Genomic DNA, 21,626 nt, shown 5'->3' with positions numbered 1-21,626 from the left:
GTTCCCTTAAAAAGGAATACTAAGCAATTAAGAGCGTGGAAAATCTCACGATCAAAAGATTCAGAAGTTTCCTACACGATTTTATTATTTTTCGCCTCAATCATTACTCAACCATTACCATTGCAACATCTAAAAACTGAAATCCTCGTCGACACTAGAAGAGCTGTTCCGCAGGGGCGGTGACAGCGGGTGACAAAACTGCTGACTTCGGTGACTTTATTCAGCTTGACAGGAAAACCGATCAGATGGAAACATTTGACCGCGCTGCCACTTACCGCCCGCGACGGTTGCACTACTTATTTTAGCGGAAATAGCACTAACGCCATCACCCCTTCGCAGCCAACTACTTGGCCAATTGAAACAATCCTTGAAAGCCAACTTATTGTTAGCCATTAGGCTCTCCTTCACCCGACCGGAGAGATTGAACACTCCAATTGAAAGGCATCTCATATAGATTGCAGAAGTGCCATACATCATCGCATGCGCATCAGGACGGAGTATTTGATTTCCCGCTTATAGGACATTGACCATGCAACTATTACATCAGGTGATTGCAAGTAATGCGCGTCAGCAACCCTACAAATCGGCGATTATTCTGGATGGTCAAGCCACTTCATATCAGGCACTGCAAAAACAGGTAGATAAAACAGCGTCGGTCCTGCGAACGCTGGGCATCGCCCCAGGCGACCGTGTAGGCCTATACGCGCCGATCTCAATTGACGTGATCGGCAGCTATCTGGGCCTACTGCAAATCGGAGCGATCACCGCTGCGACGCATCACACCCTCGGTCGCACCAAGCTGATTCATCAACTCAGACATTCTGGCGCCAGGGTGCTCATCACTGACTGTACTGATGACCTGCCTAGCTTGATCGTTGATGCTGGCCTTGAGCTCGTTTTGCTCACCGCCCCACTTCGGGGGACGATACCTGGTGTGGTTCAACTCGCCGATGCCATTGCAGCGAACTGCGATGAGTCGAGTACGATGTTCTCACAACAGACTAATGACCCTGAATGCCCCACGTCGATATTCTTCACCTCGGGCTCAACCCTTAACCCGAAAGGTGTGCTCGTCAATCACCGCATCATGCTGGCAGCCTGCAGCAGAGTCACCGCATATCTGCGGAACACCCCTGACGACCGTATCCTTAGTTACTCGACATTGGCCTCAGACTACGGCGTCTACAATGTGTTAATGCCGCTATATGCTGGAGCCACCAGTGTCATCGAGAGTCGGCCTGCTGCCAGCGCAGAAGACGTACTTTCGCTAGTCGAGCGTGAGGCGGTCACCGCAATGCACATGTTTCCGCCTGTGCTCTTCCTACTTGCTAATGCAAGTCCGAGGTGGCAGGCGCGGGTATCCAGCTTGCGTTATATCTCTAGCAGCGGGCAGGCTCTACATAGCCGCCACATCCAGCGGATTCGCCAAGCGCTGCCTCAGGTGCAAATATTTTCCAATTACGGGCTCACTGAGTGTAAGCGCGTGAGTTATCTGTCTCCCGATGAAATTGACCTTCGCCCAACTTCCGTTGGCAAGCCTCTGCCCGGTGTCAGCATCTACCTGGTGGACGAGCAGGACCGTGTTATCGATCATGCCGGCCAGGTTGGTGAGCTGCTGGTGACAAGCGACTACCTGATGCTTGAGTACTGGAACATGCCTGAAGCGAATGCCAAAGCCTTTGTCCACAATGCCTTCGGTCACTCACGCCTGTTCCGAACTGGTGACCTGTTCAAGAAGGACACCGAGGGCAACCTCTACTACATCGCTCGGAAGGACGATGTATTTGCGCGCAATATTTGGAGTGTAAATCCAAGAGAGGTTGAGCAATGCCTGGCCTCTCACCCTGCAGTCGCAGCAGTGTTGGTGGTACCAATCACTGACGAATCGGCCGGGCATGTGCCAAAGGCATATATCGTGCTTGATATTGATCATCAGCAAACGAACGGGCAGGAGCTAATCGATTACTGCAAGGAGCACCTGGACTGGCACATGGTCCCGACCCAGTGCGTATTTCTCGAGGCTCTCCCAAAAACAGATTCTGGCAAGTTTAACGCCAGAGGACTGATCTGACAGTAGGGGCCATGCCATGAAAACGACACTCCAGCCCATAGATGCCAACACTCTCGACCGTGACCTGCAACACAGCGCGATGATCAAGCTCGAAGGGCACTTCCACAGTCTAGCCACAGGTGCGAGTCAAGTGCCTCTCCAGTCCCTGGACAGTCACCTGCGCTCCGAGATCCAAGACGCTCAGGTCCTTGACTACCATGACCGCTTAATCGCTGGTGCGGGACCATTATTCTCTCATTTCCTAGCGAGCGTGCCATACATCCTCGAGGAACTCGCCAGAGTTGGCGTGGCTCTGACCCGCTTGGCTCACGCTAATAGGAATGACACCTGCCAGACCTTTAGTCTGTTTGAAGTGGACGCCTTTGATGGGAGCAATGGCCGTGCTCTTACCGGCCATTCGCACGGACTGATCCGCAGTTTGACGTGCTCTCCAAACCAGGCCAATCAATTCGCCTTTGACCAGTATGCGGACCCAGCGCTTTCGCTGTTCCTCCCACAGTCAGTGTTCAAGCTTACACCCGCTCTTCTGCAGTCCCCCGAACTTGAACAATTCAGAGAGGGGTTCGACTTCATTTACGAGATGGCCGCATTCCAGTTCTACACCCGCGACCGAGCCCGGCAGATCTCCCATATCAAGCAGTTTTTGAAGCCGGGCGGGCTGGTGTTTTTCCTAGAAAAGCTTAATCACCCCGATCCAAGTGAATACCTGCGGAGGGAACGGATCAAAGATGAGGAATTCAAGACTCGATACTTTAGCGAAGAGGAGATCCACTGGAAACGTCAACAGATGCTCGAGCACATGCAGAACGGGCAGGTCACATTAGACGAGCTGGTAGGCGCACTTTCCTCTCGTTTTAAGACCGTGCAGCTTCTCTGGAGCAGCAGTAATTTCTGCGAACTTGTTGCTTCGGACGATCCAGAGCAGATCAAGCAGTTTGTGGATCTACTGGGCCCTGTAGTTCAGCCCTCGGAGTTTTGCTTTGAAGCTACACGTATTGGCTCCATGGCTCCGTCATCAAGCGGTGGCAAGGAGCCAAGCGATGCTTGATCCTGCCGAGCACGATTTGCAGCTCAACCAACTATCTTCGCTAGGTCATCGAGCAGCCCACTATCTGCCTATGTGGCGCGATCGGGCCGCCGTAGCGGAAAAAAAACGCCGACTGAGTCGCGACACGTTCAACGATTTATTCACCGAAGGCTGGCTAGATCTACTATCGCCACGCGCGCCGTTCACATCTACCGGTAACTGGCCGATTTTGGTAGAAAACGCGCGTACTGCTGCTCGGGCGTGTCCGTCCACAGGCTGGATGCTGGCGTTAGTGGGAGGTCATAGCTCCATTGCACGACGGCTCTCCTCTGCCTGCATAAATCAGCTGTACCACGATGGTCCACGGCAGCTGTTCGCTTCGGCCTCGACCAGTGTCGATAGTCTGCTGTCTTTTGAACCCGAAGGTGTGCGGGTTGACGGCCGATGGCGCTTCAGTTCAGGCATCGAGGATGCTACCTGGTTAATGCTCAACGCCCCTTGTCCTACGCACCCGGGCAATGCCGACACCCCGCGTTTTCTAGTACTGATCGCTGTCAGCGAAGTTGAAACAATTACGAGTTGGGATAGTTGCGGTATGGCGGCAACGGGATCTCACGATGTGCTCCCTCGCGGGTTGCTGGTGCCTCATGATCGCGTCTTCGCGCTGCATGAGATGCTCGCCCAGAATCCAAATGCGCTTGCCTGCGACTACATCGATAGAGTGCCCCTAACTCCCTACCTCACAACCTCAATCATTGGCCCGATACTGGGTTGTGCCGAGGGCGCCCTTGCCGAGTTCGTAAGTGCTTTCGGCGGCTCGTTACCGGCAAATGATTCTCGGGTAGCCGAACAGGCCGCCCACTCAGCGGCGCAGCTACATAGCGCGCAGCTTTTGTACGATTCGTTAATCACTCGGCTGCACGAGGCGGGTGCCAATGACCGGGCCCTAGACACGCAACAACTATCACAGCTCAAGCGCGATCGCGCCTATTTGGCAAGCCAGTGCGTGCAGGCTGTACATCGTCTAGTGGAAAAGCTCGGTGCGTCGTTCTTGGTGGCAAGCAACCCGCTTCAGCGCCACTGGCGTGATATCCAAGCGATGGCCGCGCACCGAGACGTGGCCTGGAGCGAAGCGATGCAAGTAAGCGGCGAAGCCCTTCTCCAGCCCTCCACTAACGATGCCCCCTAAGAACTGTTTTTTCCAATCAGCTATCTCAAAAAGGTTTCACATGTTCGTTCGAAACAAATCCGATGTAGAGAAAACCCCTTACTACGTTGAATGGGGGGCCGGGACCAGTCACCGTCTACTCACTGAACGCGACGCCATGGGCTTTACTTTGTGCCACACCGTTGTCCGCGCGGGCACAGAGTCACTCTTGCATTATCGAAATCACCTAGAGGCATGCTACTGCATCGCGGGAGAAGGTGAAGTCGAAGACATGCATGGCAACGTATTTCCGATCCGACCTGGTGACATCTATGTGCTCGACCAACATGATCGGCATTTTCTGCGCGGAGGCAAGGAACAGGACCTGATTCTAGTCAGTGTCTTCAACCCTCCTCTGCGTGGTGATGAGCGACATAATCTCAATGACAGCTTGGGATCCGCTTACTGATGTTTTTTCTGACCGCTATACCACGTCGCCTCCTCAAGGGAGTCACTTGTGCGTAAAGAGTACCTCGCGTTTTTTTTCTCTCTTTTTCTATCGAGGCTGGCGGATCAAATCCTGTTGTTTATCGTGCCGCTGGTGGTGTTCCAGACCACCAACAGCGCCTCTTGGGCAGGATTAGCGTTTTTCGTCGAATCGCTGCCACGATTCCTCGCTTTCCCGTTGTGCGGCGCCCTGTGTGACAAATACTTGCCGATTAAGATCCTACGTATCAGCCAGGCCTGTCGGGCATTGCTCTGTGTACTAGCTATGGCGCTATACGGAGTCTTTGGAGGCATCGGCTGGGTCGTAGTGCTTTCTGCACTGTGCGGCGTGCTAACCACGCAAGGCATCATGGCACGCGAAGTGCTGATGCCGAATATCTTCCAGCATTACAGCTACACCAAGACTTTGTCCTACTCCCAGATCGCCGATCAAACAGGACTGGTACTCGGGCCTCTGGCAGCGGCGCTGATGCTCGAAGTATGGCCTTGGCATTGGGTAGTAATTTGGATAGCCGGATTATTCCTATTGGCTGACCTGAGCACGCTGGCTTGGCAGCGTCTTAGCCGCAGTAGCCCAAAGGTGTTCGAGCAGGATCAAGATATCTTGCTGCAGCCTTTAAAGATCGCTTTTGGCCATATCTGTAGCCTGCCGGAATTGCAAAAGATCATCACACTGGCGATAGGAGTAAACCTGATTGTCGGCGTGACATTGGCTACCTCGGCAGCCATGGTCATTGGCCAGTACAGTGCTGGCAAGGATAACTATGCTGCATTGCAAGCGGCCGGGGCGGTGACAACAATCGCGATTCTGTTCCTTCTTGCTCGTACAGCATTGCCTCTAAGAATCTTAGGAGGTGTCGGATATTCAATGATCGCAACTGGGGCGTTCATTAGCGCCCTTAGCCCAAACCTGCTCTGCTATGTGCTGGGTTTTTTGTTGATCGTCGGCTTCGACAAAATGTTCAACGTCTACATGCGCAGCATCCGGCAGCGGGTGATACCGCCTAAAGACTTCGGGAAGACGGTAGGCATGATCACGCTGCTGAATAACATTTCCCAGCCTCTAGCAGGTTTAGTTGTGGCTTTGTTCGCTTCGTCCCTTGGCGTACAGAAGGTGGTCCTGATTCTGGCCGTGGTAACTTCTCTTCTTGGGGCATTTGCTATGTGGAGGTTCGCAAAGGCGGCCCGCCCTTTACCGCCCCCCCATTCTTAATGGCTGACCAAGAAAGCGGAACATAAAAACGTGCCTTAGCGTTTAATTGTTTGGCATAAAAAACCCCGAAGCCGCTAAGCCCGGGGTTTCTAAGAAAATCTACACTAAGTTCTGAACCGAATTAAAACGGAATATCGTCATCAAAGCTGTCGAAGTCAGCAGCCGGCTGTGGCGCTGGCTGTTGCGGCGCCGGGCGCTGCTGGGACTGCTGCGGGCGTGGTGCCTGCTGACGCGGTGCCTGCTGCTGTGGCTGCTGCTGATTGTACTGCTGTGGCTGACCACCGCCCTGGTTGTAGTTGTTACCACCACCCTGGTTGTACTGATCACCGCCGCCTTGTTGGTTCTGCGGACGGCCGCCGAGCAGCTGCATAGTGCCCTGCATGTCGACGATGATTTCAGTGGTGTAGCGCTTGATGCCGTCTTTTTCCCACTCGCGGGTCTGCAGCTTGCCCTCGATGTAAACCTGGGAACCCTTGCGCAGGTATTCACCGGCGATTTCGGCAACCTTGCCGAACATCGACACACGGTGCCACTCGGTACGCTCGACCTTCTGACCGGACTGCTTGTCGGTCCACTGCTCGCTGGTGGCCAGGCTCAGGTTGGTCACGGCGTTACCGTTGGGCAGGTAGCGGACTTCGGGATCCTGACCACAGGTACCGACCAGAATGACTTTGTTAACCCCACGGGCCATAACGTTCTCCTAGGCTTCGCACGCCGATGAGGCTGGATTTACCAGACGCTCGAGGGTCGCACGGTCCAAAATTTTCGTATCCAGTTTGATATAGATGGCGGCTTCTTCTGCCACCACCACGGCGTCGGTCACACCCGGCACGGCCATCAGGCGTTCGGTCAACCCGGATTCCCGGACCGCCTCAGGCGTCAGTGGCATGCGCAGGCTGGTCACATAGGGCGGCTCGTTCATGCTCAAGGCGACGACCAACCACACAGCACACAGCAGCGCACAACCGACGAACACCATGCCCAGACCACCATGCTGGAACAACCAGCCACCGATGATTCCTCCCAGCGCGGCACCGAGGAACTGGCTGGTGGAATAAACCCCCATGGCCGTTCCCTTGCCGCCGGCGGGCGACACCTTGCTGACCAGCGAAGGCAAGGATGCCTCCAGCAGGTTGAAGGCAGTAAAGAATATCACGGTGCCGATCACCAGTCCGTGCAAGTTGTCAGCCCACTGCCAGAAGAACACCTCGACCAGCAGCAGAACGCCCACCGCGCCGAGCAACACACGCTTCATCTTGCGCTTTTTTTCGCCGTAGATAATGAACGGCACCATTGCAAAAAATGAGACGAACAACGCGGTCAGGTATACCCACCAGTGCTCTTCCTTGGGCAGGCCGCCGCGCTCGACAAAGGCCAAGGGCAGCGCAACGAAGCTGGCCATGAGGATCGCATGCAGGACGAAAATACCCACGTCCAGGCGCAGAAGGTCCGGATGGCGCAGGGTTGGGCCAATGGCCTTGCGCGCCACCCCCGACTCGCGGTGCTGCAGAGTGCTGTGCGCACGCGGCACGAGGAAGGCCACCAGCAGGATGCCGACCAGGGCAAGTCCTGCAGTCGCGAGGAACAATCCCGACAAACCAAAGGCCCGCGTCAACAATGGCCCCACAACCATTGCCACGGCAAACGACAAACCGATGCTCATGCCGATCATGGCCATGGCCTTGGTCCGGTGCTGTTCTCGGGTCAGGTCGGAGAGCAGCGCCATGACCGCTGCCGAGATCGCCCCGGCGCCCTGCAGAATGCGCCCGGCGATAACGCCCCAGATCGAGTCGGCCTGGGCTGCCAGCACACTGCCGAGGGCGAAAATGATCAGCCCAAGGTAGATCACCGGGCGCCGGCCGATGCGGTCGGAGATCATCCCGAACGGGATCTGCAGCACCGCCTGGGTCAGGCCGTAGGCACCGATGGCCAGGCCGATCAGCGCAGGCGTGGCGCCGGCCAGGTCCATGCCGTAGGTGGCAAGTACCGGCAGCACCATGAACATGCCCAGCATACGAAAGGCAAAGACCAGGGCCAGGCCACCGGCGGCGCGAGTCTCGCTACCACTCATGCGCTCGTTGTGGGTGTCGTGCATGGATAAACCTCGTGTGAACCGGCGGCGATTCTATCAGTCCCACGCCTTGACGGCATATACGCGACGCTTTGCCGCGTAATGGCAGCGCGCCGTATACTTCTATGTTTATGCCCGCCAAGCGAGGCCGCAGTGGACAAGATTCTGATTCGTGGGGCACGTACCCATAACCTGAAGAACATCGACCTGACCCTGCCCCGGGACAAGTTGATCGTGATCACCGGTTTGTCCGGTTCCGGCAAGTCATCGCTGGCTTTCGACACCCTCTACGCTGAGGGTCAACGCCGTTATGTCGAGTCGTTGTCGGCTTACGCCCGGCAATTCCTGTCGATGATGGAAAAGCCCGACGTCGACACCATCGAGGGGCTTTCTCCGGCAATCTCGATCGAGCAGAAATCGACCTCGCACAACCCGCGCTCGACGGTCGGCACTATTACCGAAATCTACGACTACCTGCGTCTGCTGTATGCACGGGTAGGTACCCCGCGCTGCCCGGACCATGACATCCCGCTGGAAGCGCAAACGGTCAGCCAGATGGTCGACCTGGTGCTCGATCAACCTGAAGGCAGCAAGCTGATGCTGCTGGCGCCGGTCATCCGCGAGCGCAAGGGCGAGCACCTGGCGGTGTTCGACGAGCTGCGCGCGCAGGGCTTTGTGCGCGTGCGGGTCAACGGCAAGCTGTACGAGATGGACGAGCTGCCGACCCTCGAGAAACAGAAAAAACACAGCATCGATGTCGTGGTCGACCGCTTCAAGGTCCGTAGCGACCTGCAGCAGCGCCTGGCCGAGTCGTTCGAGACCGCGCTGAAACTGGCTGACGGGATTGCCCTGGTAGCGCCGATGGACGACGAGCCCGGCGAAGAAATCATCTTCTCTGCGCGCTTCGCCTGCCCGGTCTGCGGCCATGCGATCAGCGAGCTGGAACCCAAGTTGTTCTCCTTCAACAACCCGGCTGGCGCGTGCCCGACCTGCGATGGCCTGGGCGTGAAGCAGTACTTCGACACCAAGCGCCTGGTCAACACCGAGCTGACCCTGGCCGAGGGCGCGATCCGTGGCTGGGACCGGCGCAACGTGTACTACTTCCAGATGCTTGGCTCGCTTGCCGCGCATTTTGGCTTCAGCCTGGAACAACCGTTCGCTGAACTGGCAGCAGAGGATCAAAAGATCATTCTGCAGGGCAGCGGTAAGCAGAACGTCGACTTCAAATACCTGAATGACCGTGGCGATATCGTCAAGCGCTCGCACCCGTTTGAAGGCATCGTGCCGAATCTGGAGCGACGTTACCGCGAGACCGAGTCGGCCACGGTACGTGAAGAGCTGGCCAAGTTCCTCGGTACGCAGCCATGCCCGGACTGTCGTGGCACCCGCCTGCGCCGTGAGTCGCGGCATGTATGGGTTGGCGAGAAAACCCTGCCGGCGGTGACCAACCTGCCGATTGGCGATGCCAGTACCTACTTCAGCGAGCTGACCCTGACCGGTCGCCGCGGCGAGATCGCTTCGAAGATTCTCAAGGAGATTTGCGAGCGTCTGCAGTTTCTGGTCAACGTCGGCCTTGATTACCTGACCCTGGATCGCAGTGCCGACACCCTCTCTGGCGGCGAGGCGCAGCGTATTCGCCTGGCCAGCCAAATTGGCGCGGGCCTGGTCGGCGTCATGTATATCCTCGACGAGCCTTCGATTGGCTTGCATCAGCGCGATAACGACCGCTTGCTCGGCACGCTCAATCACTTGCGCGACCTGGGCAACACGGTGATCGTGGTGGAGCACGACGAGGACGCCATTCGCCTGGCTGACTACGTTGTCGACATCGGCCCGGGCGCTGGTGTACACGGTGGCCAGATCGTTGCCGAGGGCACGCCACAGGAGGTCATGGACCACCCTGATTCGCTGACCGGTGCCTACTTGTCCGGGCGCAAGAAGATCGCTGTGCCGGCCAAGCGCACCCCCCGTGACAAGAAGCTGTCGCTCAAGCTCAAAGGCGCGCGTGGCAACAACCTGCAGAACGTCGATCTGGAAATCCCGATAGGCTTGCTGACTTGCGTGACCGGTGTCTCCGGGTCGGGCAAGTCGACGCTGATCAACAACACGCTGTTCCCGCTGGCGGCGACTGCGCTGAACGGCGCTACCAGCCATGAGGCCGCCGCGCACAGCAGCATGGACGGCCTGCAGCATCTGGACAAAGTGGTCGACATCGACCAGAGCCCGATTGGCCGCACCCCACGCTCCAACCCGGCGACCTATACCGGCATCTTCACGCCGGTGCGCGAGCTGTTTGCAGGGGTGCCCGAGTCGCGTGCGCGCGGTTATGGTCCGGGACGGTTCTCGTTCAACGTCAAGGGCGGCCGCTGCGAAGCGTGTCAGGGCGATGGCCTGATCAAGGTCGAGATGCACTTCCTGCCGGACATCTACGTGCCCTGCGACGTGTGCAAGAGCAAGCGCTACAACCGCGAGACGCTGGAGATCAAGTACAAAGGAAAGAACATCCACGAGGTGCTGGAAATGACCATCGAGGATGCCCGCGCATTCTTCGATGCAGTGCCGGCGCTGGCGCGCAAGCTGCAGACGCTGGTGGATGTCGGCCTGTCGTACATCAAGCTTGGTCAGTCGGCCACGACCCTCTCCGGGGGCGAGGCGCAGCGGGTCAAGCTGTCACGCGAGCTGTCCAAGCGCGATACCGGCAAGACGCTGTACATCCTCGATGAACCGACTACCGGCCTGCACTTCGCCGATATCCAGCAGTTGCTCGATGTACTGCACCGCTTGCGCGATCACGGCAACACCGTAGTGGTGATCGAGCACAATCTGGACGTGATCAAGACCGCCGACTGGCTGGTCGACCTCGGCCCGGAGGGCGGCTCCAAGGGCGGCCAGATCATCGCGGTGGGTACGCCTGAAGAGGTGACCAAGATGAAGCAGTCGTATACCGGCCACTACCTCAAGCCGTTGCTGGAGCGTGACCGGGCGTAAGCCTACAAAAAAAGCCCCCGGTAGCGCGCTACCGGGGGCTTTTTTACAACCGTGCAGCCCTTACGGCAAGCTGATTACATCTGCGATTGCAGGTAGTTCTGCAGGCCGATGACCTTGATCAGACCCTGCTGCTTTTCCAGCCAATAAGTGTGATCTTCTTCGGTATCTGCCAACTGCTGACGCAGGATGTCGCGGCTGATGTAATCCTTGTGCGTTTCGCACAACTCAATGCCTTTGCACAACGCTGCGCGCACCTTGTACTCGAGGCGCAAGTCGGCTGCGAGCATTTCCGGCACAGTGGTGCCCACGTCCAGATCATCCGGACGCATGCGCGGGGTGCCTTCCAGCATGAGAATGCGGCGCATCAGGGCGTCGGCGTGTTGCGCCTCTTCTTCCATTTCATGGTTGATGCGCTCGTAGAGCTTGGACAAGCCCCAGTCTTCGTACATGCGCGAATGAATGAAATACTGATCACGTGCTGCCAGCTCGCCGGTGAGCAACGTGTTGAGGTAATCGATTACGTCCGGGTGACCTTGCATCGCCCTGGTTCTCCATGTGAAAGCGCTATGTGCATAGTGTGAACCAGGACTGCTGCAAGGTCACTGAAAAACGCGCAATAACATGCAAAAAAACGCCTAAACAGTAGTGATATTCATTGAAAAACCGCCCAAATGAGGGCGGTTCTACTTATCATTCCGAGTCAGGCGAGATTCAGCCCCAACGCCTTCGCAACTCCTTCGCCGTAGGCTGGATCTGCCTTGGAGAAGTGCTGCAACTGGCGCATCACCACAACTGCGCTGACACCCGCCATGGTGCCGGCAATGTTGTTGATCAGCAGTGTTTGCTGCTCAGGGCTCATCAAGCGGAACAAGGCGCCGGCGTGGCTGTAGTAATCGCCGTCCTCACGGTGGTCGTGACGATCGGCTGCGCCGTTCAAGGCAAGCGCCGGCTCGGCATGCTGCGGCGACTGCTTGGGCGCGTCGCTGTAGCTGTTCGGCTCGTAGTTGGGCGCACTGCCATAGCTACCGGAAGCCATCGCGCCATCGCGCTGATAGCTGTTCACCGGGCTGCGAGCGGCGTTGACCGGCAGATGCTGGTGATTGGTGCCTACGCGGTAGCGGTGCGCATCGGCATAGGCAAACACACGCCCCTGCAGCATCCGGTCTGGCGACAGGCCGACACCTGGAACCATATTGCTCGGGCCGAAGGTGGCTTGTTCGACTTCGGCAAAGTAGTTGAGCGGGTTGCGGTTGAGCTCAAGCACGCCAACCTCGATCAACGGGAATTCCTTCTGCGACCAGGTCTTGGTCACATCGAAAGGATTCTCCGCCCGATTGGCTGCCTGCTCCTCGCTCATGACCTGAATGCACACAGTCCAGCGCGGATAGTCACCGCGTTCAATCGCCTCGAACAGGTCACGCTGGGCGTAATCAGGGTCAGTACCCGCCAGACGCGCTGCTTCGGCCGGTGCCAGGTTCTTGATGCCCTGCTGAGTCTTGTAGTGCCATTTGACCCACGTGCGCTCACCGCTCGCGCTGATCAGGCTGTAGGTATGGCTGCCGAAGCCGTGCATGTGACGGTAGCCGTCCGGGATACCCCGATCAGAGAACAGGATCGTGACCTGGTGCAGCGCCTCAGGCGAATGCGACCAGAAGTCCCACATCATCTGGGCGTTCTTCAGGTTGCTCTGCGGATGGCGCTTCTGCGTGTGGATGAAGTCAGGAAACTTCAGCGGGTCGCGGATGAAAAACACCGGGGTGTTGTTGCCCACGATGTCCCAATTGCCTTCTTCGGTGTAGAACTTGAGCGCGAAGCCACGCGGGTCACGCTCGGTGTCAGCCGAGCCGCGCTCGCCACCTACGGTGGAGAACCGCAAAAAGGTCTCGGTTTGCTTGCCAACCTTGTCGAACAGTTTGGCGCAGGTGTAGCGGGTGATATCGCGGGTTACGGTGAAGGTACCGTAGGCGCCAGAGCCCTTGGCGTGCACACGGCGCTCAGGGATGTTCTCGCGGTTGAAGTGGGCGAGTTTTTCCAGCAGGTGGAAGTCGTCGAGAAGCAGCGGGCCGCGAGGGCCGGCCGAACGGGAATTCTGGTTGTCAGCTACAGGTGCACCGCTGGCGGTGGTAAGAATCTTGCTCATGGGCTCTCCTTGACGGTCTTGATCTGCCGTTTGTCGGCTTGCGGACAGTATCGGGGAGCGGCATGACAAGAGCTAATTCATTGATCGAGTAGCGGCGATAGGAATTAACAATAATTACAGACACAAAAAACCGGGCACTAGGCCCGGTTTTTTGTAGCAGACAGAACGTCTTACTCGGCAGCTTCTACAGCACCACCGACTGGACGATCAACCAGCTCGACGTACGCCATAGGCGCGTTGTCGCCAGCGCGGAAACCGCACTTCAGGATACGCAGGTAGCCGCCCTGACGGGTGGCGTAGCGCTTGCCCAGATCGTTGAAGAGCTTGCCAACAGCGGATTTCGAACGGGTACGGTCGAAAGCCAGACGACGGTTGGCTACGCTATCTTCCTTGGCCAGGGTGATCAGCGGCTCGGCAACGCGGCGCAGTTCCTTGGCTTTTGGCAGAGTAGTTTTGATCAGCTCGTGCTCGATCAACGACACTGCCATGTTCTGGAACATAGCCTTGCGGTGAGAGCTGGTACGGCTCAGGTGACGTCCACTTTTACGATGACGCATGATTCATTCCTTACCAAACACTACGTTCGGTGATTACGACGATCAGGCAGTCGCCTTGTCGTCCTTCTTAAGACTTGCAGGCGGCCAGTTGTCGAGGCGCATGCCGAGGGACAGACCACGGGAAGCCAAAACGTCCTTGATTTCAGTCAGGGACTTCTTGCCCAGGTTAGGAGTTTTCAACAGCTCTACTTCGGTGCGCTGAATCAGGTCGCCGATGTAGTAGATGTTCTCCGCCTTGAGGCAGTTGGCAGACCGTACGGTCAGTTCCAGGTCGTCAACCGGACGCAGCAGGATCGGATCGATCTCGTCTTCCTGCTCGACCACTACCGGCTCACTGTCACCTTTGAGATCCACGAACGCGGCCAGCTGCTGTTGCAGGATGGTCGCGGCACGACGGATTGCCTCTTCTGGGTCCAGAGTACCGTTGGTTTCCAGATCAATGACCAGCTTGTCCAGGTTGGTACGCTGCTCAACACGGGCGTTTTCGACCACATAGGCGATACGACGCACCGGGCTGAACGAAGCGTCCAGCTGAAGACGGCCAATGCTGCGGCTTTCATCTTCGTCAGTCTGACGAGAGTCGGCCGGCTCGTAACCGCGACCACGAGCTACAGTGAGCTTCATGTTCAGGGCGCCGTTGGACGCCAGGTTCGCGATTACGTGATCGGGGTTGACGATCTCGACATCGTGATCCAGCTGAATATCGGCAGCGGTAACCACCCCCGAACCCTTTTTCGACAAGGTCAGCGTAACTTCGTCACGACCGTGCAGTTTGATAGCCAGGCCTTTCAGGTTCAACAGGATTTCAATTACGTCTTCCTGTACACCTTCGATCGCGGAGTACTCATGGAGTACGCCATCGATCTCGGCCTCGACTACTGCACAGCCAGGCATGGAGGACAACAGGATGCGGCGCAGCGCGTTGCCCAGGGTATGGCCGAAACCACGCTCGAGAGGCTCGAGCGTAATCTTGGCGCGGGTCGGACTGACTACCTGCACATCAATGTGGCGGGGAGTCAGGAACTCATTTACCGAAATCTGCATGGATGCACCTATTTTCTAGCCCTTACTTGGAGTAGAGCTCGACAATCAGGTTTTCGTTGATGTCGGCAGACAGGTCGCTGCGAGCAGGAACGTTCTTGAAAACGCCCGACTTTTTAGCAGCATCCACGTCTACCCACTCAACGCGGCCGCGCTGAGAGCACAGTTCAAGGGCTTGAACAATGCGCAGCTGGTTCAGCGATTTCTCACGAACCGAGACCACGTCACCCGGACGAACTTGGTAAGATGGAATGTTTACAGTCTTACCGTTGACGCTGATCGCTTTGTGCGAAACCAGCTGACGCGACTCGGAACGAGTCGAGCCGAAGCCCATACGGTAAACGACGTTATCCAGACGGCACTCGAGCAGTTGCAGCAGGTTCTCACCAGTTGCGCCTTTTTTCGAGGCTGCAGCTTGGTAGTAACCGCGGAACTGACGCTCCAGAACACCGTAGATACGACGGACTTTTTGTTTCTCGCGCAGCTGGGTACCGTAGTCGGACTGACGGCCACGGCGCTGGCCGTGGATACCTGGGGCTGCTTCGATGTTGCACTTCGATTCCAGAGCGCGAACGCCGCTCTTCAGGAAAAGGTCAGTGCCTTCACGGCGAGACAGTTTGCATTTTGGACCAATGTAACGTGCCATTTATCTGTCTCCTGATTACACGCGACGCTTCTTCGGCGGACGGCACCCGTTATGCGGGATTGGCGTCACGTCGGTGATGCTGGCGATCTTGTAGCCGCAGCTGTTCAAAGCACGAACGGCGGACTCACGACCTGGACCTGGACCCTTGACGTTTACGTCGAGGTTTTTCAGACCGTATTCCAGCGCAGCTTGACCAGCTCGTTCAGCAGCAATCTGAGCTGCAAACGGGGTGGATTTGCGCGAACCACGGAAACCCGAACCACCGGACGTTGCCCAGGACAAAGCATTGCCCTGACGGTCGGTGATGGTCACGATGGTGTTGTTGAAAGACGCGTGGATGTGGGCGATGCCATCAACCACTGTCTTTTTGATTTTTTTACGAGGACGAGCAGCAGGTTTTGCCATGTCTATTTTCCTGTCGATTCGCTGGTGCGATTACTTGCGGATCGGCTTACGCGGGCCCTTACGGGTGCGTGCATTGGTCTTGGTGCGCTGACCGCGAACCGGCAGACCTTTACGATGGCGCAGACCGCGGTAGCAGCCCAGGTCCATCAAGCGTTTGATCTTCATGTTGATGTCACGGCGCAGATCACCTTCAGTGGTGAACTTGGCGACTTCGCTACGCAGCGTTTCAATCTGCTCGTCGCTCAGATCCTTGATCTTTGCGGCTGGGTTAACCCCAGTGTCTGCACAAATCTTCTGTGCAGTTGTGCGACCGACACCATAGATGTAGGTCAGCGAGATAACAGTGTGCTTGTTATCTGGAATGTTGACGCCTGCAATACGGGCCATTCAGTGGGACTCCAATTGACAGCTACCTACGCCCCGGAAGCCAAGAAATAGGGCGCGAGATAATATCGCTGTAGAAACAATTAATCAACCCAGCAGCGCACTAGCTGCTGGGCTTGTAGCGCGGATCACACTCAGCCTTGGCGCTGCTTGTGACGCGGTTCCGCGCTGCAAATTACTCGCACGATACCTTCGCGGCGAATAATCTTGCAGTTACGGCACAGCTTTTTCACCGATGCACGAACTTTCATGACCAACTCCTCGAACCTTAGGGGCCTGTCAGCGCAGCAAGCTGCTGCCGCCATAGCCTTTCAGGTTGGCTTTCTTCATCAGGGATTCGTACTGGTGCGAAACGAGGTGGGATTGTACTTGGGACATGAAGTCCATCACAACCACTACCACGATCAACAACGACGTCCCGCCGAGATAGAACGGCACGTTTGCAGCCACCACAAGGAACTGGGGCAGAAGGCATACGGCCATCATGTAAAGAGCACCGAACATGGTCAGACGAGTCAGAACGCCATCAATGTAGCGCGCCGACTGCTCACCAGGACGGATACCCGGAATAAAGGCACCGGACTTCTTCAGGTTTTCCGCTACGTCTTTCGGGTTGAACATCAACGCTGTGTAGAAGAAGCAGAAGAAAATGATCCCTGCACTAAACAGCAAAATGTTCAACGGCTGACCAGGAGCGATCGACTGCGAGATGTCTTGCAGCCAGCCCATACCTTCAGACTGACCGAACCAGGCACCCAGCGAAGCCGGGAACAGCAGAATGCTGCTGGCGAAAATAGCCGGGATTACCCCTGCCATGTTCACCTTGAGCGGCAAGTGGCTGGTCTGCGCAGCAAAGACCTTGCGGCCCTGCTGACGCTTGGCGTAGTGAACGGCGATTCGACGCTGACCACGCTCAATGAACACCACAAAACCGATAATCGCTACTGCCAGCAAACCGATAGCGACCAGGGCGAAAATGTTGATATCGCCTGTGCGCGCAGACTCGAAAGACTGCCCGATTGCTCTCGGAAGACCGGCAACGATACCCGCGAAAATCAACATCGAGATACCGTTGCCCACACCGCGCTCGGTAATCTGCTCACCCAGCCACATCATGAACATTGCGCCTGCCACGAAGGTGGAGACGGCAACCACATGGAAGCCAAGGCTTGCAGAGAACGCCACGCCCTGGTTGGCCAAGCCAATGGACATGCCAATCGCTTGAACCAATGCCAGGATTACAGTGAGGTAGCGGGTGTACTGGCTGATCTTGCGACGGCCAGCTTCACCTTCCTTCTTCAACTGCTCCAGCTGTGGGCTGACAGCGGTCATGAGCTGCATGATGATCGATGCCGAGATGTACGGCATGATCCCCAGTGCAAAGATGCTCATGCGCTCAAGCGCACCACCGGAAAACATGTTGAACAAGCTAAGAATGGTCCCCTCATTCTGTCGAAACAGATCCGCCAGACGGTCCGGGTTGATGCCAGGCACCGGGATATGCGCACCTATTCGATAGACGATGATCGCCATGAACAGAAAGCGCAGACGAGCCCAGAGTTCCGACATCCCGCCCTTACCGAGCGAAGAGAGAGCACCTTGCTTAGCCATTTATTCCTCGAATTTGCCGCCAGCTGCTTCGATAGCCGCACGCGCACCTTTGGTGGCTGCGATGCCCTTGATGGTAACTGCGCGAGTGACTTCGCCAGACAGCATGATTTTCACACGCTGTACGTTCTGGTTGATCACGTTGGCATCCTTCAAGGATTGCACGGTGACAACATCGCCTTCCACTTTGGCCAGCTCGGACAGACGCACTTCTGCGCGGTCCATGGCTTTCAGCGAAACGAAGCCGAATTTCGGCAGACGACGGTGCAGCGGCTGTTGACCGCCTTCGAAGCCCGGAGCGATGGTGCCACCGGAACGGGAGGTCTGACCTTTGTGGCCGCGGCCACCAGTCTTACCCAAACCGCTACCGATACCACGACCCGGACGATGCTTCTCGCGACGGGAACCCGGCGCTGGACTCAGATCATTGAGTTTCATCGATTAACCCTCGACGCGCAGCATGTAGTAAGCCTTGTTGATCATCCCGCGATTCTCGGGAGTATCAAGTACTTCTACGGTGTGACCAATGCGACGCAGACCCAGGCCTTTAACACACAGTTTGTGGTTAGGCAGACGGCCGGCGGTGCTTTTGATCAGCGTGACTTTAACGGTGGCAGCCATTAGAAGATCTCCTCAACGCTCTTGCCGCGCTTGGCAGCAATGGATTCAGGAGATTGCATGGCCTTCAGACCCTTGAAGGTGGCGTAAACCACGTTCACTGGGTTGGTCGAACCGTAGCACTTGGCCAGAACGTTCTGGACACCAGCAACTTCCAGGACAGCACGCATAGCGCCGCCAGCGATGATACCGGTACCTTCGGAGGCAGGCTGCATGTAAACCTTCGAGGCGCCGTGGGCGGCCTTGGTGGCGTACTGCAGAGTGGTGCCTTTCAGGTCAACCTGAATCATGTTGCGACGGGCAGCTTCCATGGCTTTCTGGATCGCGGCTGGTACTTCGCGCGATTTGCCACGGCCGAAGCCTACACGGCCCTTACCATCACCAACCACGGTCAACGCGGTGAAGGTGAAGATACGGCCGCCTTTGACGGTCTTGGCTACGCGGTTAACTTGAACCAGCTTCTCGATGTAGCCTTCGTCGCGCTTTTGATCGTTATTTGCCATAACTTAGAACTCCAGCCCGCCTTCACGAGCAGCATCAGCCAGCGCTTTGACGCGGCCATGGTACTTGAAGCCGGAACGGTCAAAGGCAACTTGAGATACACCGGCGGCTTTCGCGCGCTCAGCTACCAGCTTGCCAACCTTAGTGGCCGCGTCGATGTTGCCGGTGGCGCCATCACGCAGGTCTTTGTCCAAGGTAGAGGCGCTTGCCAGAACCTTGCTGCCGTCGGCCGAGATGACTTGGGCATAAATGTGCTGCGAGGAGCGGAACACGCACAAACGCACGGCTTCGAGCTCGTGCATTTTCAGGCGTGCTTTGCGAGCGCGACGCAGTCGAGTAACTTTTTTGTCGGTCATTTGCTAGGCCCTACTTCTTCTTGGCTTCTTTACGACGGACGACTTCGTCCGCGTAACGCACACCTTTGCCTTTGTACGGCTCTGGTGGACGGAAGTCGCGGATTTCAGCGGCCACCTGACCTACCAGCTGCTTGTCGATGCCCTTGATCAGGATATCGGTCTGGCTAGGCGTTTCAGCGGTGATGCCGGCTGGAAGCTCGTAGTCTACTGGGTGAGAGAAGCCCAGAGCCAGGTTCAGGACGGTGCCTTTGGCCTGAGCCTTGTAACCAACACCGACCAGCTGGAGCTTGCGCTCGAAGCCTTGGCTTACGCCTTGGACCATGTTGTTCACCAGAGCGCGGGTAGTACCGGCCATGGCGCGAGCTTGCTGGTCACCATTGCGAGCGACAAAACGCAGCTCACCAGACTCTTCGGTAACTTCAACAGACGAATGAACGTTCAGTTCGAGAGTGCCCTTGGCACCCTTCACCGAAAGCTGTTGGCCGGCGAATTTGACTTCGACACCGGACGGCAGCTTTACGGGGTTCTTAGCGACGCGAGACATGCTTATCCCCCCTTAGAACACTGTGCACAGAACTTCGCCACCAACACCGGCGGCACGTGCAGCACGATCCGTCATCACACCTTTGTTGGTGGAGACGATAGACACGCCCAGACCGCCACGAACTTTCGGCAGATCTGTAACGGCCTTGTACTGACGCAGGCCTGGTCGGCTGGCGCGCTTCAGCTCTTCGATGACCGGACGGCCTTCGAAGTACTTCAGCTCGATCGACAGGGAGGGTTTGACTTCGCTGCTTACCTGGTAACCAGCGATGTAACCTTCGTCCTTCAGAACTTGGGCAACCGCAACCTTCAGAGTCGAAGAAGGCATGCTTACGACGGACTTTTCAGCCATCTGGGCATTACGGATGCGAGTTAGCATGTCCGCTAACGGGTCCTGCATACTCATGGGCTAGATGCTCCTGATACAAGAATTATTAGCCTCTCGGCTATCACAACCACCCAAGCACCCAGGACAAAAGACCCGGGCTCGGGTGAGCCGATCATTCTAGACACAACCTAGAAACGAAACAAGCCCCATATAGGGGCTTGTTTAGAAGCGAGGTCACCGGCGGTCGGAAGATTGCTCCCCTTCCGCCAGAACCCTGGTGCTTACCAGCTGGCTTTAACCAGACCTGGTACGTCACCACGCATTGCAGCTTGACGCAGCATGTTACGGCCCAGACCAAACTTACGGTATACACCGTGAGGACGGCCGGTCAGGCGGCAACGGTTGCGCAGACGAGCGGCGCTGGCGTCACGCGGCTGCTTTTGCAGTGCGACGACGGCGGCATAACGCTCTTCTGGCGATGCGTTCAGGTTGACGATGGTCGCTTTCAGCTCGGCACGCTTTTTGGCGTACTTGGCTACCGTGAGCTGACGCTTCAGCTCGCGGTTTTTCATGCTCTTCTTGGCCATTTTCCTACTCCAATCAGTTGCGGAACGGGAATTTGAATGCACGCAGCAGAGCGCGGCCTTCGTCATCCGAACGAGCAGTGGTGGTCAGGGTAATGTCCAGACCGCGCAGAGCATCGATCTTGTCGTAGTCGATTTCCGGGAAGATGATCTGCTCTTTCACGCCCATGCTGTAGTTGCCACGACCATCGAAGGACTTGGCATTCAGGCCGCGGAAGTCGCGAACCCGAGGCAGGGAGATCGCCAGCAGGCGGTCCAGGAACTCGTACATACGGTCACGGCGCAGAGTAACTTTAACGCCGATCGGCCAACCTTCACGAACCTTGAAACCCGCAATCGACTTGCGAGCGAAAGTCACGACCGGCTTTTGACCGGTGATCTTTTCCAGGTCGGCTACAGCGTTTTCGATGACTTTTTTGTCACCGACAGCTTCGCCCAGACCCATGTTCAGGGTGATCTTGGTTACGCGTGGAACTTCCATCACGTTCGCGAGCTTAAGTTCTTCCTTAAGCTTGGGAGCGATTTCGTTCCGGTAAATCTCTTTGAGTCGTGCCATTGTCTTCTACCTAGCAGTGTTCAAGCATCAACCGCTTTCTGGGTCGACTTGAAGACACGAATTTTCTTGCCGTCTTCAACCTTGAAGCCAACGCGGTCAGCCTTGTTGGTTTCACCATTGAAAATGGCAACGTTGGAAGCGTGCAGAGGCGCTTCTTTCTCGACGATACCGCCCTGTACGCCCGCCATCGGGTTAGGCTTGGTATGGCGCTTGACCAGGTTTACACCACCGATGACCAGACGGTCGTCAGCGAGAACCTTCAGCACCTTACCGCGCTTACCTTTGTCTTTGCCGGCGATCACGATGATCTCGTCGTCACGACGAATCTTTTGCAT

Annotated in this window: 26 protein-coding genes; 6 read left to right on the top strand and 20 right to left on the bottom strand. The window is 56.8% G+C overall.

Annotated features, from left to right (window positions below):
• The first annotated feature begins 529 nt into the window (after positions 1–529).
• Genes HU736_RS17950 through HU736_RS17930 form a run of 5 tightly spaced genes read left to right on the top strand, consistent with a single transcriptional unit; the run spans position 530 to position 5,965 of the window.
• Positions 530–2,071: a class I adenylate-forming enzyme family protein gene (locus tag HU736_RS17950; RefSeq protein ID WP_186701603.1), complete on the top strand. Its 1,542-nt coding sequence runs from the start codon at positions 530–532 to the stop codon at positions 2,069–2,071.
• Positions 2,072–2,087: 16 nt separating this feature from the next.
• Positions 2,088–3,119, top strand: coding sequence for a class I SAM-dependent methyltransferase (locus HU736_RS17945; protein ID WP_186701602.1), 1,032 nt, complete (start codon positions 2,088–2,090; stop codon positions 3,117–3,119).
• On the top strand, positions 3,112–4,287 hold the full coding sequence (locus HU736_RS17940; RefSeq protein ID WP_186701601.1) for an acyl-CoA dehydrogenase family protein: 1,176 nt from the start codon (positions 3,112–3,114) through the stop codon (positions 4,285–4,287). The genes HU736_RS17945 and HU736_RS17940 overlap by 8 nt, the downstream gene beginning before the upstream one ends.
• Before the next feature lie 40 nt (positions 4,288–4,327).
• A complete protein-coding gene (locus HU736_RS17935) occupies positions 4,328–4,714 on the top strand; it encodes an ectoine synthase (RefSeq protein ID WP_186701600.1) in 387 nt (128 codons plus the stop codon).
• A gap of 48 nt (positions 4,715–4,762) precedes the next feature.
• The gene (locus tag HU736_RS17930) at positions 4,763–5,965 is read left to right on the top strand and encodes an MFS transporter (RefSeq protein WP_186701599.1); all 1,203 of its coding nucleotides are present in this window, start codon (positions 4,763–4,765) and stop codon (positions 5,963–5,965) included.
• 121 nt (positions 5,966–6,086) lie between these two features.
• On the opposite strand, the gene HU736_RS17925 is transcribed toward HU736_RS17930, so the two are convergent.
• Positions 6,087–6,656, bottom strand: a complete 570-nt coding sequence (locus tag HU736_RS17925) for a single-stranded DNA-binding protein (protein ID WP_103435158.1) — start codon at positions 6,654–6,656, stop codon at positions 6,087–6,089.
• Positions 6,657–6,665: 9 nt separating this feature from the next.
• Entirely contained in the window at positions 6,666–8,060 is a 1,395-nt protein-coding gene (locus tag HU736_RS17920; RefSeq protein WP_186701598.1) for an MFS transporter, read from the bottom strand.
• 129 nt (positions 8,061–8,189) lie between these two features.
• On the opposite strand from HU736_RS17920, the gene uvrA reads away from it, so the two are divergent.
• Complete coding sequence (uvrA, locus tag HU736_RS17915; protein WP_181003753.1) at positions 8,190–11,024, top strand: excinuclease ABC subunit UvrA; 2,835 nt, start codon at positions 8,190–8,192, stop codon at positions 11,022–11,024.
• A 74-nt stretch (positions 11,025–11,098) separates the two neighbouring features.
• Here uvrA and bfr read toward each other — a convergent pair whose 3' ends face one another.
• The 18 genes from bfr to rplX form a co-directional block, all read right to left on the bottom strand.
• The gene (gene bfr, locus HU736_RS17910) at positions 11,099–11,563 is read right to left on the bottom strand and encodes a bacterioferritin (RefSeq protein ID WP_101322333.1); all 465 of its coding nucleotides are present in this window, start codon (positions 11,561–11,563) and stop codon (positions 11,099–11,101) included.
• Positions 11,564–11,724: 161 nt separating this feature from the next.
• Complete coding sequence (locus HU736_RS17905) at positions 11,725–13,164, bottom strand: catalase (protein ID WP_186701597.1); 1,440 nt, start codon at positions 13,162–13,164, stop codon at positions 11,725–11,727.
• A gap of 170 nt (positions 13,165–13,334) precedes the next feature.
• A complete protein-coding gene (rplQ, locus tag HU736_RS17900) occupies positions 13,335–13,721 on the bottom strand; it encodes a 50S ribosomal protein L17 (RefSeq protein ID WP_003255451.1) in 387 nt (128 codons plus the stop codon).
• A 42-nt stretch (positions 13,722–13,763) separates the two neighbouring features.
• Positions 13,764–14,765, bottom strand: a complete 1,002-nt coding sequence (locus HU736_RS17895; RefSeq protein ID WP_003255452.1) for a DNA-directed RNA polymerase subunit alpha — start codon at positions 14,763–14,765, stop codon at positions 13,764–13,766.
• Positions 14,766–14,787: 22 nt separating this feature from the next.
• Entirely contained in the window at positions 14,788–15,408 is a 621-nt protein-coding gene (rpsD, locus tag HU736_RS17890) for a 30S ribosomal protein S4 (RefSeq protein ID WP_101322335.1), read from the bottom strand.
• 15 nt (positions 15,409–15,423) lie between these two features.
• The gene (rpsK, locus tag HU736_RS17885) at positions 15,424–15,813 is read right to left on the bottom strand and encodes a 30S ribosomal protein S11 (protein WP_012270237.1); all 390 of its coding nucleotides are present in this window, start codon (positions 15,811–15,813) and stop codon (positions 15,424–15,426) included.
• 30 nt (positions 15,814–15,843) lie between these two features.
• Positions 15,844–16,200, bottom strand: a complete 357-nt coding sequence (rpsM, locus tag HU736_RS17880) for a 30S ribosomal protein S13 (protein ID WP_101322336.1) — start codon at positions 16,198–16,200, stop codon at positions 15,844–15,846.
• A 131-nt stretch (positions 16,201–16,331) separates the two neighbouring features.
• On the bottom strand, positions 16,332–16,448 hold the full coding sequence (gene rpmJ, locus HU736_RS17875) for a 50S ribosomal protein L36 (RefSeq protein WP_011531897.1): 117 nt from the start codon (positions 16,446–16,448) through the stop codon (positions 16,332–16,334).
• A gap of 28 nt (positions 16,449–16,476) precedes the next feature.
• Positions 16,477–17,808, bottom strand: a complete 1,332-nt coding sequence (gene secY / locus HU736_RS17870) for a preprotein translocase subunit SecY (protein ID WP_101322337.1) — start codon at positions 17,806–17,808, stop codon at positions 16,477–16,479.
• Complete coding sequence (rplO, locus tag HU736_RS17865; protein ID WP_010220318.1) at positions 17,809–18,243, bottom strand: 50S ribosomal protein L15; 435 nt, start codon at positions 18,241–18,243, stop codon at positions 17,809–17,811.
• 3 nt (positions 18,244–18,246) lie between these two features.
• Entirely contained in the window at positions 18,247–18,426 is a 180-nt protein-coding gene (gene rpmD / locus HU736_RS17860; protein WP_101322338.1) for a 50S ribosomal protein L30, read from the bottom strand.
• Positions 18,426–18,926 carry a 30S ribosomal protein S5 gene (rpsE, locus tag HU736_RS17855; RefSeq protein WP_003255465.1) on the bottom strand — a complete coding sequence of 167 codons (501 nt, stop codon included), beginning with the start codon at positions 18,924–18,926 and terminating at the stop codon, positions 18,426–18,428. The genes rpmD and rpsE overlap by 1 nt, the downstream gene beginning before the upstream one ends.
• Positions 18,927–18,929: 3 nt before the next feature.
• The gene (rplR, locus tag HU736_RS17850) at positions 18,930–19,280 is read right to left on the bottom strand and encodes a 50S ribosomal protein L18 (RefSeq protein WP_029614571.1); all 351 of its coding nucleotides are present in this window, start codon (positions 19,278–19,280) and stop codon (positions 18,930–18,932) included.
• Positions 19,281–19,290: 10 nt separating this feature from the next.
• Positions 19,291–19,824 (bottom strand): 50S ribosomal protein L6, encoded by a 534-nt coding sequence (rplF, locus tag HU736_RS17845; protein WP_003255469.1) that lies wholly within the window; start codon positions 19,822–19,824, stop codon positions 19,291–19,293.
• A 12-nt stretch (positions 19,825–19,836) separates the two neighbouring features.
• Positions 19,837–20,229 carry a 30S ribosomal protein S8 gene (gene rpsH, locus HU736_RS17840; protein ID WP_101322339.1) on the bottom strand — a complete coding sequence of 131 codons (393 nt, stop codon included), beginning with the start codon at positions 20,227–20,229 and terminating at the stop codon, positions 19,837–19,839.
• A 203-nt stretch (positions 20,230–20,432) separates the two neighbouring features.
• Positions 20,433–20,738: a 30S ribosomal protein S14 gene (rpsN, locus tag HU736_RS17835; protein WP_101322340.1), complete on the bottom strand. Its 306-nt coding sequence runs from the start codon at positions 20,736–20,738 to the stop codon at positions 20,433–20,435.
• A 13-nt stretch (positions 20,739–20,751) separates the two neighbouring features.
• On the bottom strand, positions 20,752–21,291 hold the full coding sequence (gene rplE / locus HU736_RS17830; RefSeq protein ID WP_101322341.1) for a 50S ribosomal protein L5: 540 nt from the start codon (positions 21,289–21,291) through the stop codon (positions 20,752–20,754).
• A 20-nt stretch (positions 21,292–21,311) separates the two neighbouring features.
• Positions 21,312–21,626 carry a 50S ribosomal protein L24 gene (gene rplX, locus HU736_RS17825; RefSeq protein WP_003255476.1) on the bottom strand — a complete coding sequence of 105 codons (315 nt, stop codon included), beginning with the start codon at positions 21,624–21,626 and terminating at the stop codon, positions 21,312–21,314.

The sequence above is a fragment of the Pseudomonas shirazensis genome (genome assembly GCF_014268785.2).
GTDB classification, from domain to species: domain Bacteria; phylum Pseudomonadota; class Gammaproteobacteria; order Pseudomonadales; family Pseudomonadaceae; genus Aquipseudomonas; species Aquipseudomonas shirazensis.
Note: the sequence above shows the minus strand (reverse complement) of the source record. Positions and strands in the feature narration are given on the sequence as shown.

What these genes read in the sequence shown, in the direction of transcription:
- HU736_RS17940 (WP_186701601.1), top strand. Translation starts at nt 3,112, where the DNA reads ATGCTTGATCCTGCCGAGCACGATTTGCAGCTCAACCAACTATCTTCG.
- rplE (WP_101322341.1), bottom strand. Translation starts at nt 21,291, where the DNA reads ATGGCACGACTCAAAGAGATTTACCGGAACGAAATCGCTCCCAAGCTT.
- rplQ (WP_003255451.1), bottom strand. Translation starts at nt 13,721, where the DNA reads ATGCGTCATCGTAAAAGTGGACGTCACCTGAGCCGTACCAGCTCTCAC.
- rplO (WP_010220318.1), bottom strand. Translation starts at nt 18,243, where the DNA reads ATGAAACTCAATGATCTGAGTCCAGCGCCGGGTTCCCGTCGCGAGAAG.
- rpsH (WP_101322339.1), bottom strand. Translation starts at nt 20,229, where the DNA reads ATGAGTATGCAGGACCCGTTAGCGGACATGCTAACTCGCATCCGTAAT.
- rplR (WP_029614571.1), bottom strand. Translation starts at nt 19,280, where the DNA reads ATGACCGACAAAAAAGTTACTCGACTGCGTCGCGCTCGCAAAGCACGC.
- HU736_RS17905 (WP_186701597.1), bottom strand. Translation starts at nt 13,164, where the DNA reads ATGAGCAAGATTCTTACCACCGCCAGCGGTGCACCTGTAGCTGACAAC.
- secY (WP_101322337.1), bottom strand. Translation starts at nt 17,808, where the DNA reads ATGGCTAAGCAAGGTGCTCTCTCTTCGCTCGGTAAGGGCGGGATGTCG.
- rpmD (WP_101322338.1), bottom strand. Translation starts at nt 18,426, where the DNA reads ATGGCTGCCACCGTTAAAGTCACGCTGATCAAAAGCACCGCCGGCCGT.
- rplX (WP_003255476.1), bottom strand. Translation starts at nt 21,626, where the DNA reads ATGCAAAAGATTCGTCGTGACGACGAGATCATCGTGATCGCCGGCAAA.
- rplF (WP_003255469.1), bottom strand. Translation starts at nt 19,824, where the DNA reads ATGTCTCGCGTCGCTAAGAACCCCGTAAAGCTGCCGTCCGGTGTCGAA.
- HU736_RS17925 (WP_103435158.1), bottom strand. Translation starts at nt 6,656, where the DNA reads ATGGCCCGTGGGGTTAACAAAGTCATTCTGGTCGGTACCTGTGGTCAG.
- HU736_RS17935 (WP_186701600.1), top strand. Translation starts at nt 4,328, where the DNA reads ATGTTCGTTCGAAACAAATCCGATGTAGAGAAAACCCCTTACTACGTT.
- rpsN (WP_101322340.1), bottom strand. Translation starts at nt 20,738, where the DNA reads ATGGCCAAGAAGAGCATGAAAAACCGCGAGCTGAAGCGTCAGCTCACG.
- HU736_RS17950 (WP_186701603.1), top strand. Translation starts at nt 530, where the DNA reads ATGCAACTATTACATCAGGTGATTGCAAGTAATGCGCGTCAGCAACCC.
- rpsM (WP_101322336.1), bottom strand. Translation starts at nt 16,200, where the DNA reads ATGGCCCGTATTGCAGGCGTCAACATTCCAGATAACAAGCACACTGTT.
- rpsK (WP_012270237.1), bottom strand. Translation starts at nt 15,813, where the DNA reads ATGGCAAAACCTGCTGCTCGTCCTCGTAAAAAAATCAAAAAGACAGTG.
- rpmJ (WP_011531897.1), bottom strand. Translation starts at nt 16,448, where the DNA reads ATGAAAGTTCGTGCATCGGTGAAAAAGCTGTGCCGTAACTGCAAGATT.
- HU736_RS17945 (WP_186701602.1), top strand. Translation starts at nt 2,088, where the DNA reads ATGAAAACGACACTCCAGCCCATAGATGCCAACACTCTCGACCGTGAC.
- bfr (WP_101322333.1), bottom strand. Translation starts at nt 11,563, where the DNA reads ATGCAAGGTCACCCGGACGTAATCGATTACCTCAACACGTTGCTCACC.
- rpsE (WP_003255465.1), bottom strand. Translation starts at nt 18,926, where the DNA reads ATGGCAAATAACGATCAAAAGCGCGACGAAGGCTACATCGAGAAGCTG.
- HU736_RS17920 (WP_186701598.1), bottom strand. Translation starts at nt 8,060, where the DNA reads ATGCACGACACCCACAACGAGCGCATGAGTGGTAGCGAGACTCGCGCC.
- rpsD (WP_101322335.1), bottom strand. Translation starts at nt 15,408, where the DNA reads ATGGCACGTTACATTGGTCCAAAATGCAAACTGTCTCGCCGTGAAGGC.
- HU736_RS17895 (WP_003255452.1), bottom strand. Translation starts at nt 14,765, where the DNA reads ATGCAGATTTCGGTAAATGAGTTCCTGACTCCCCGCCACATTGATGTG.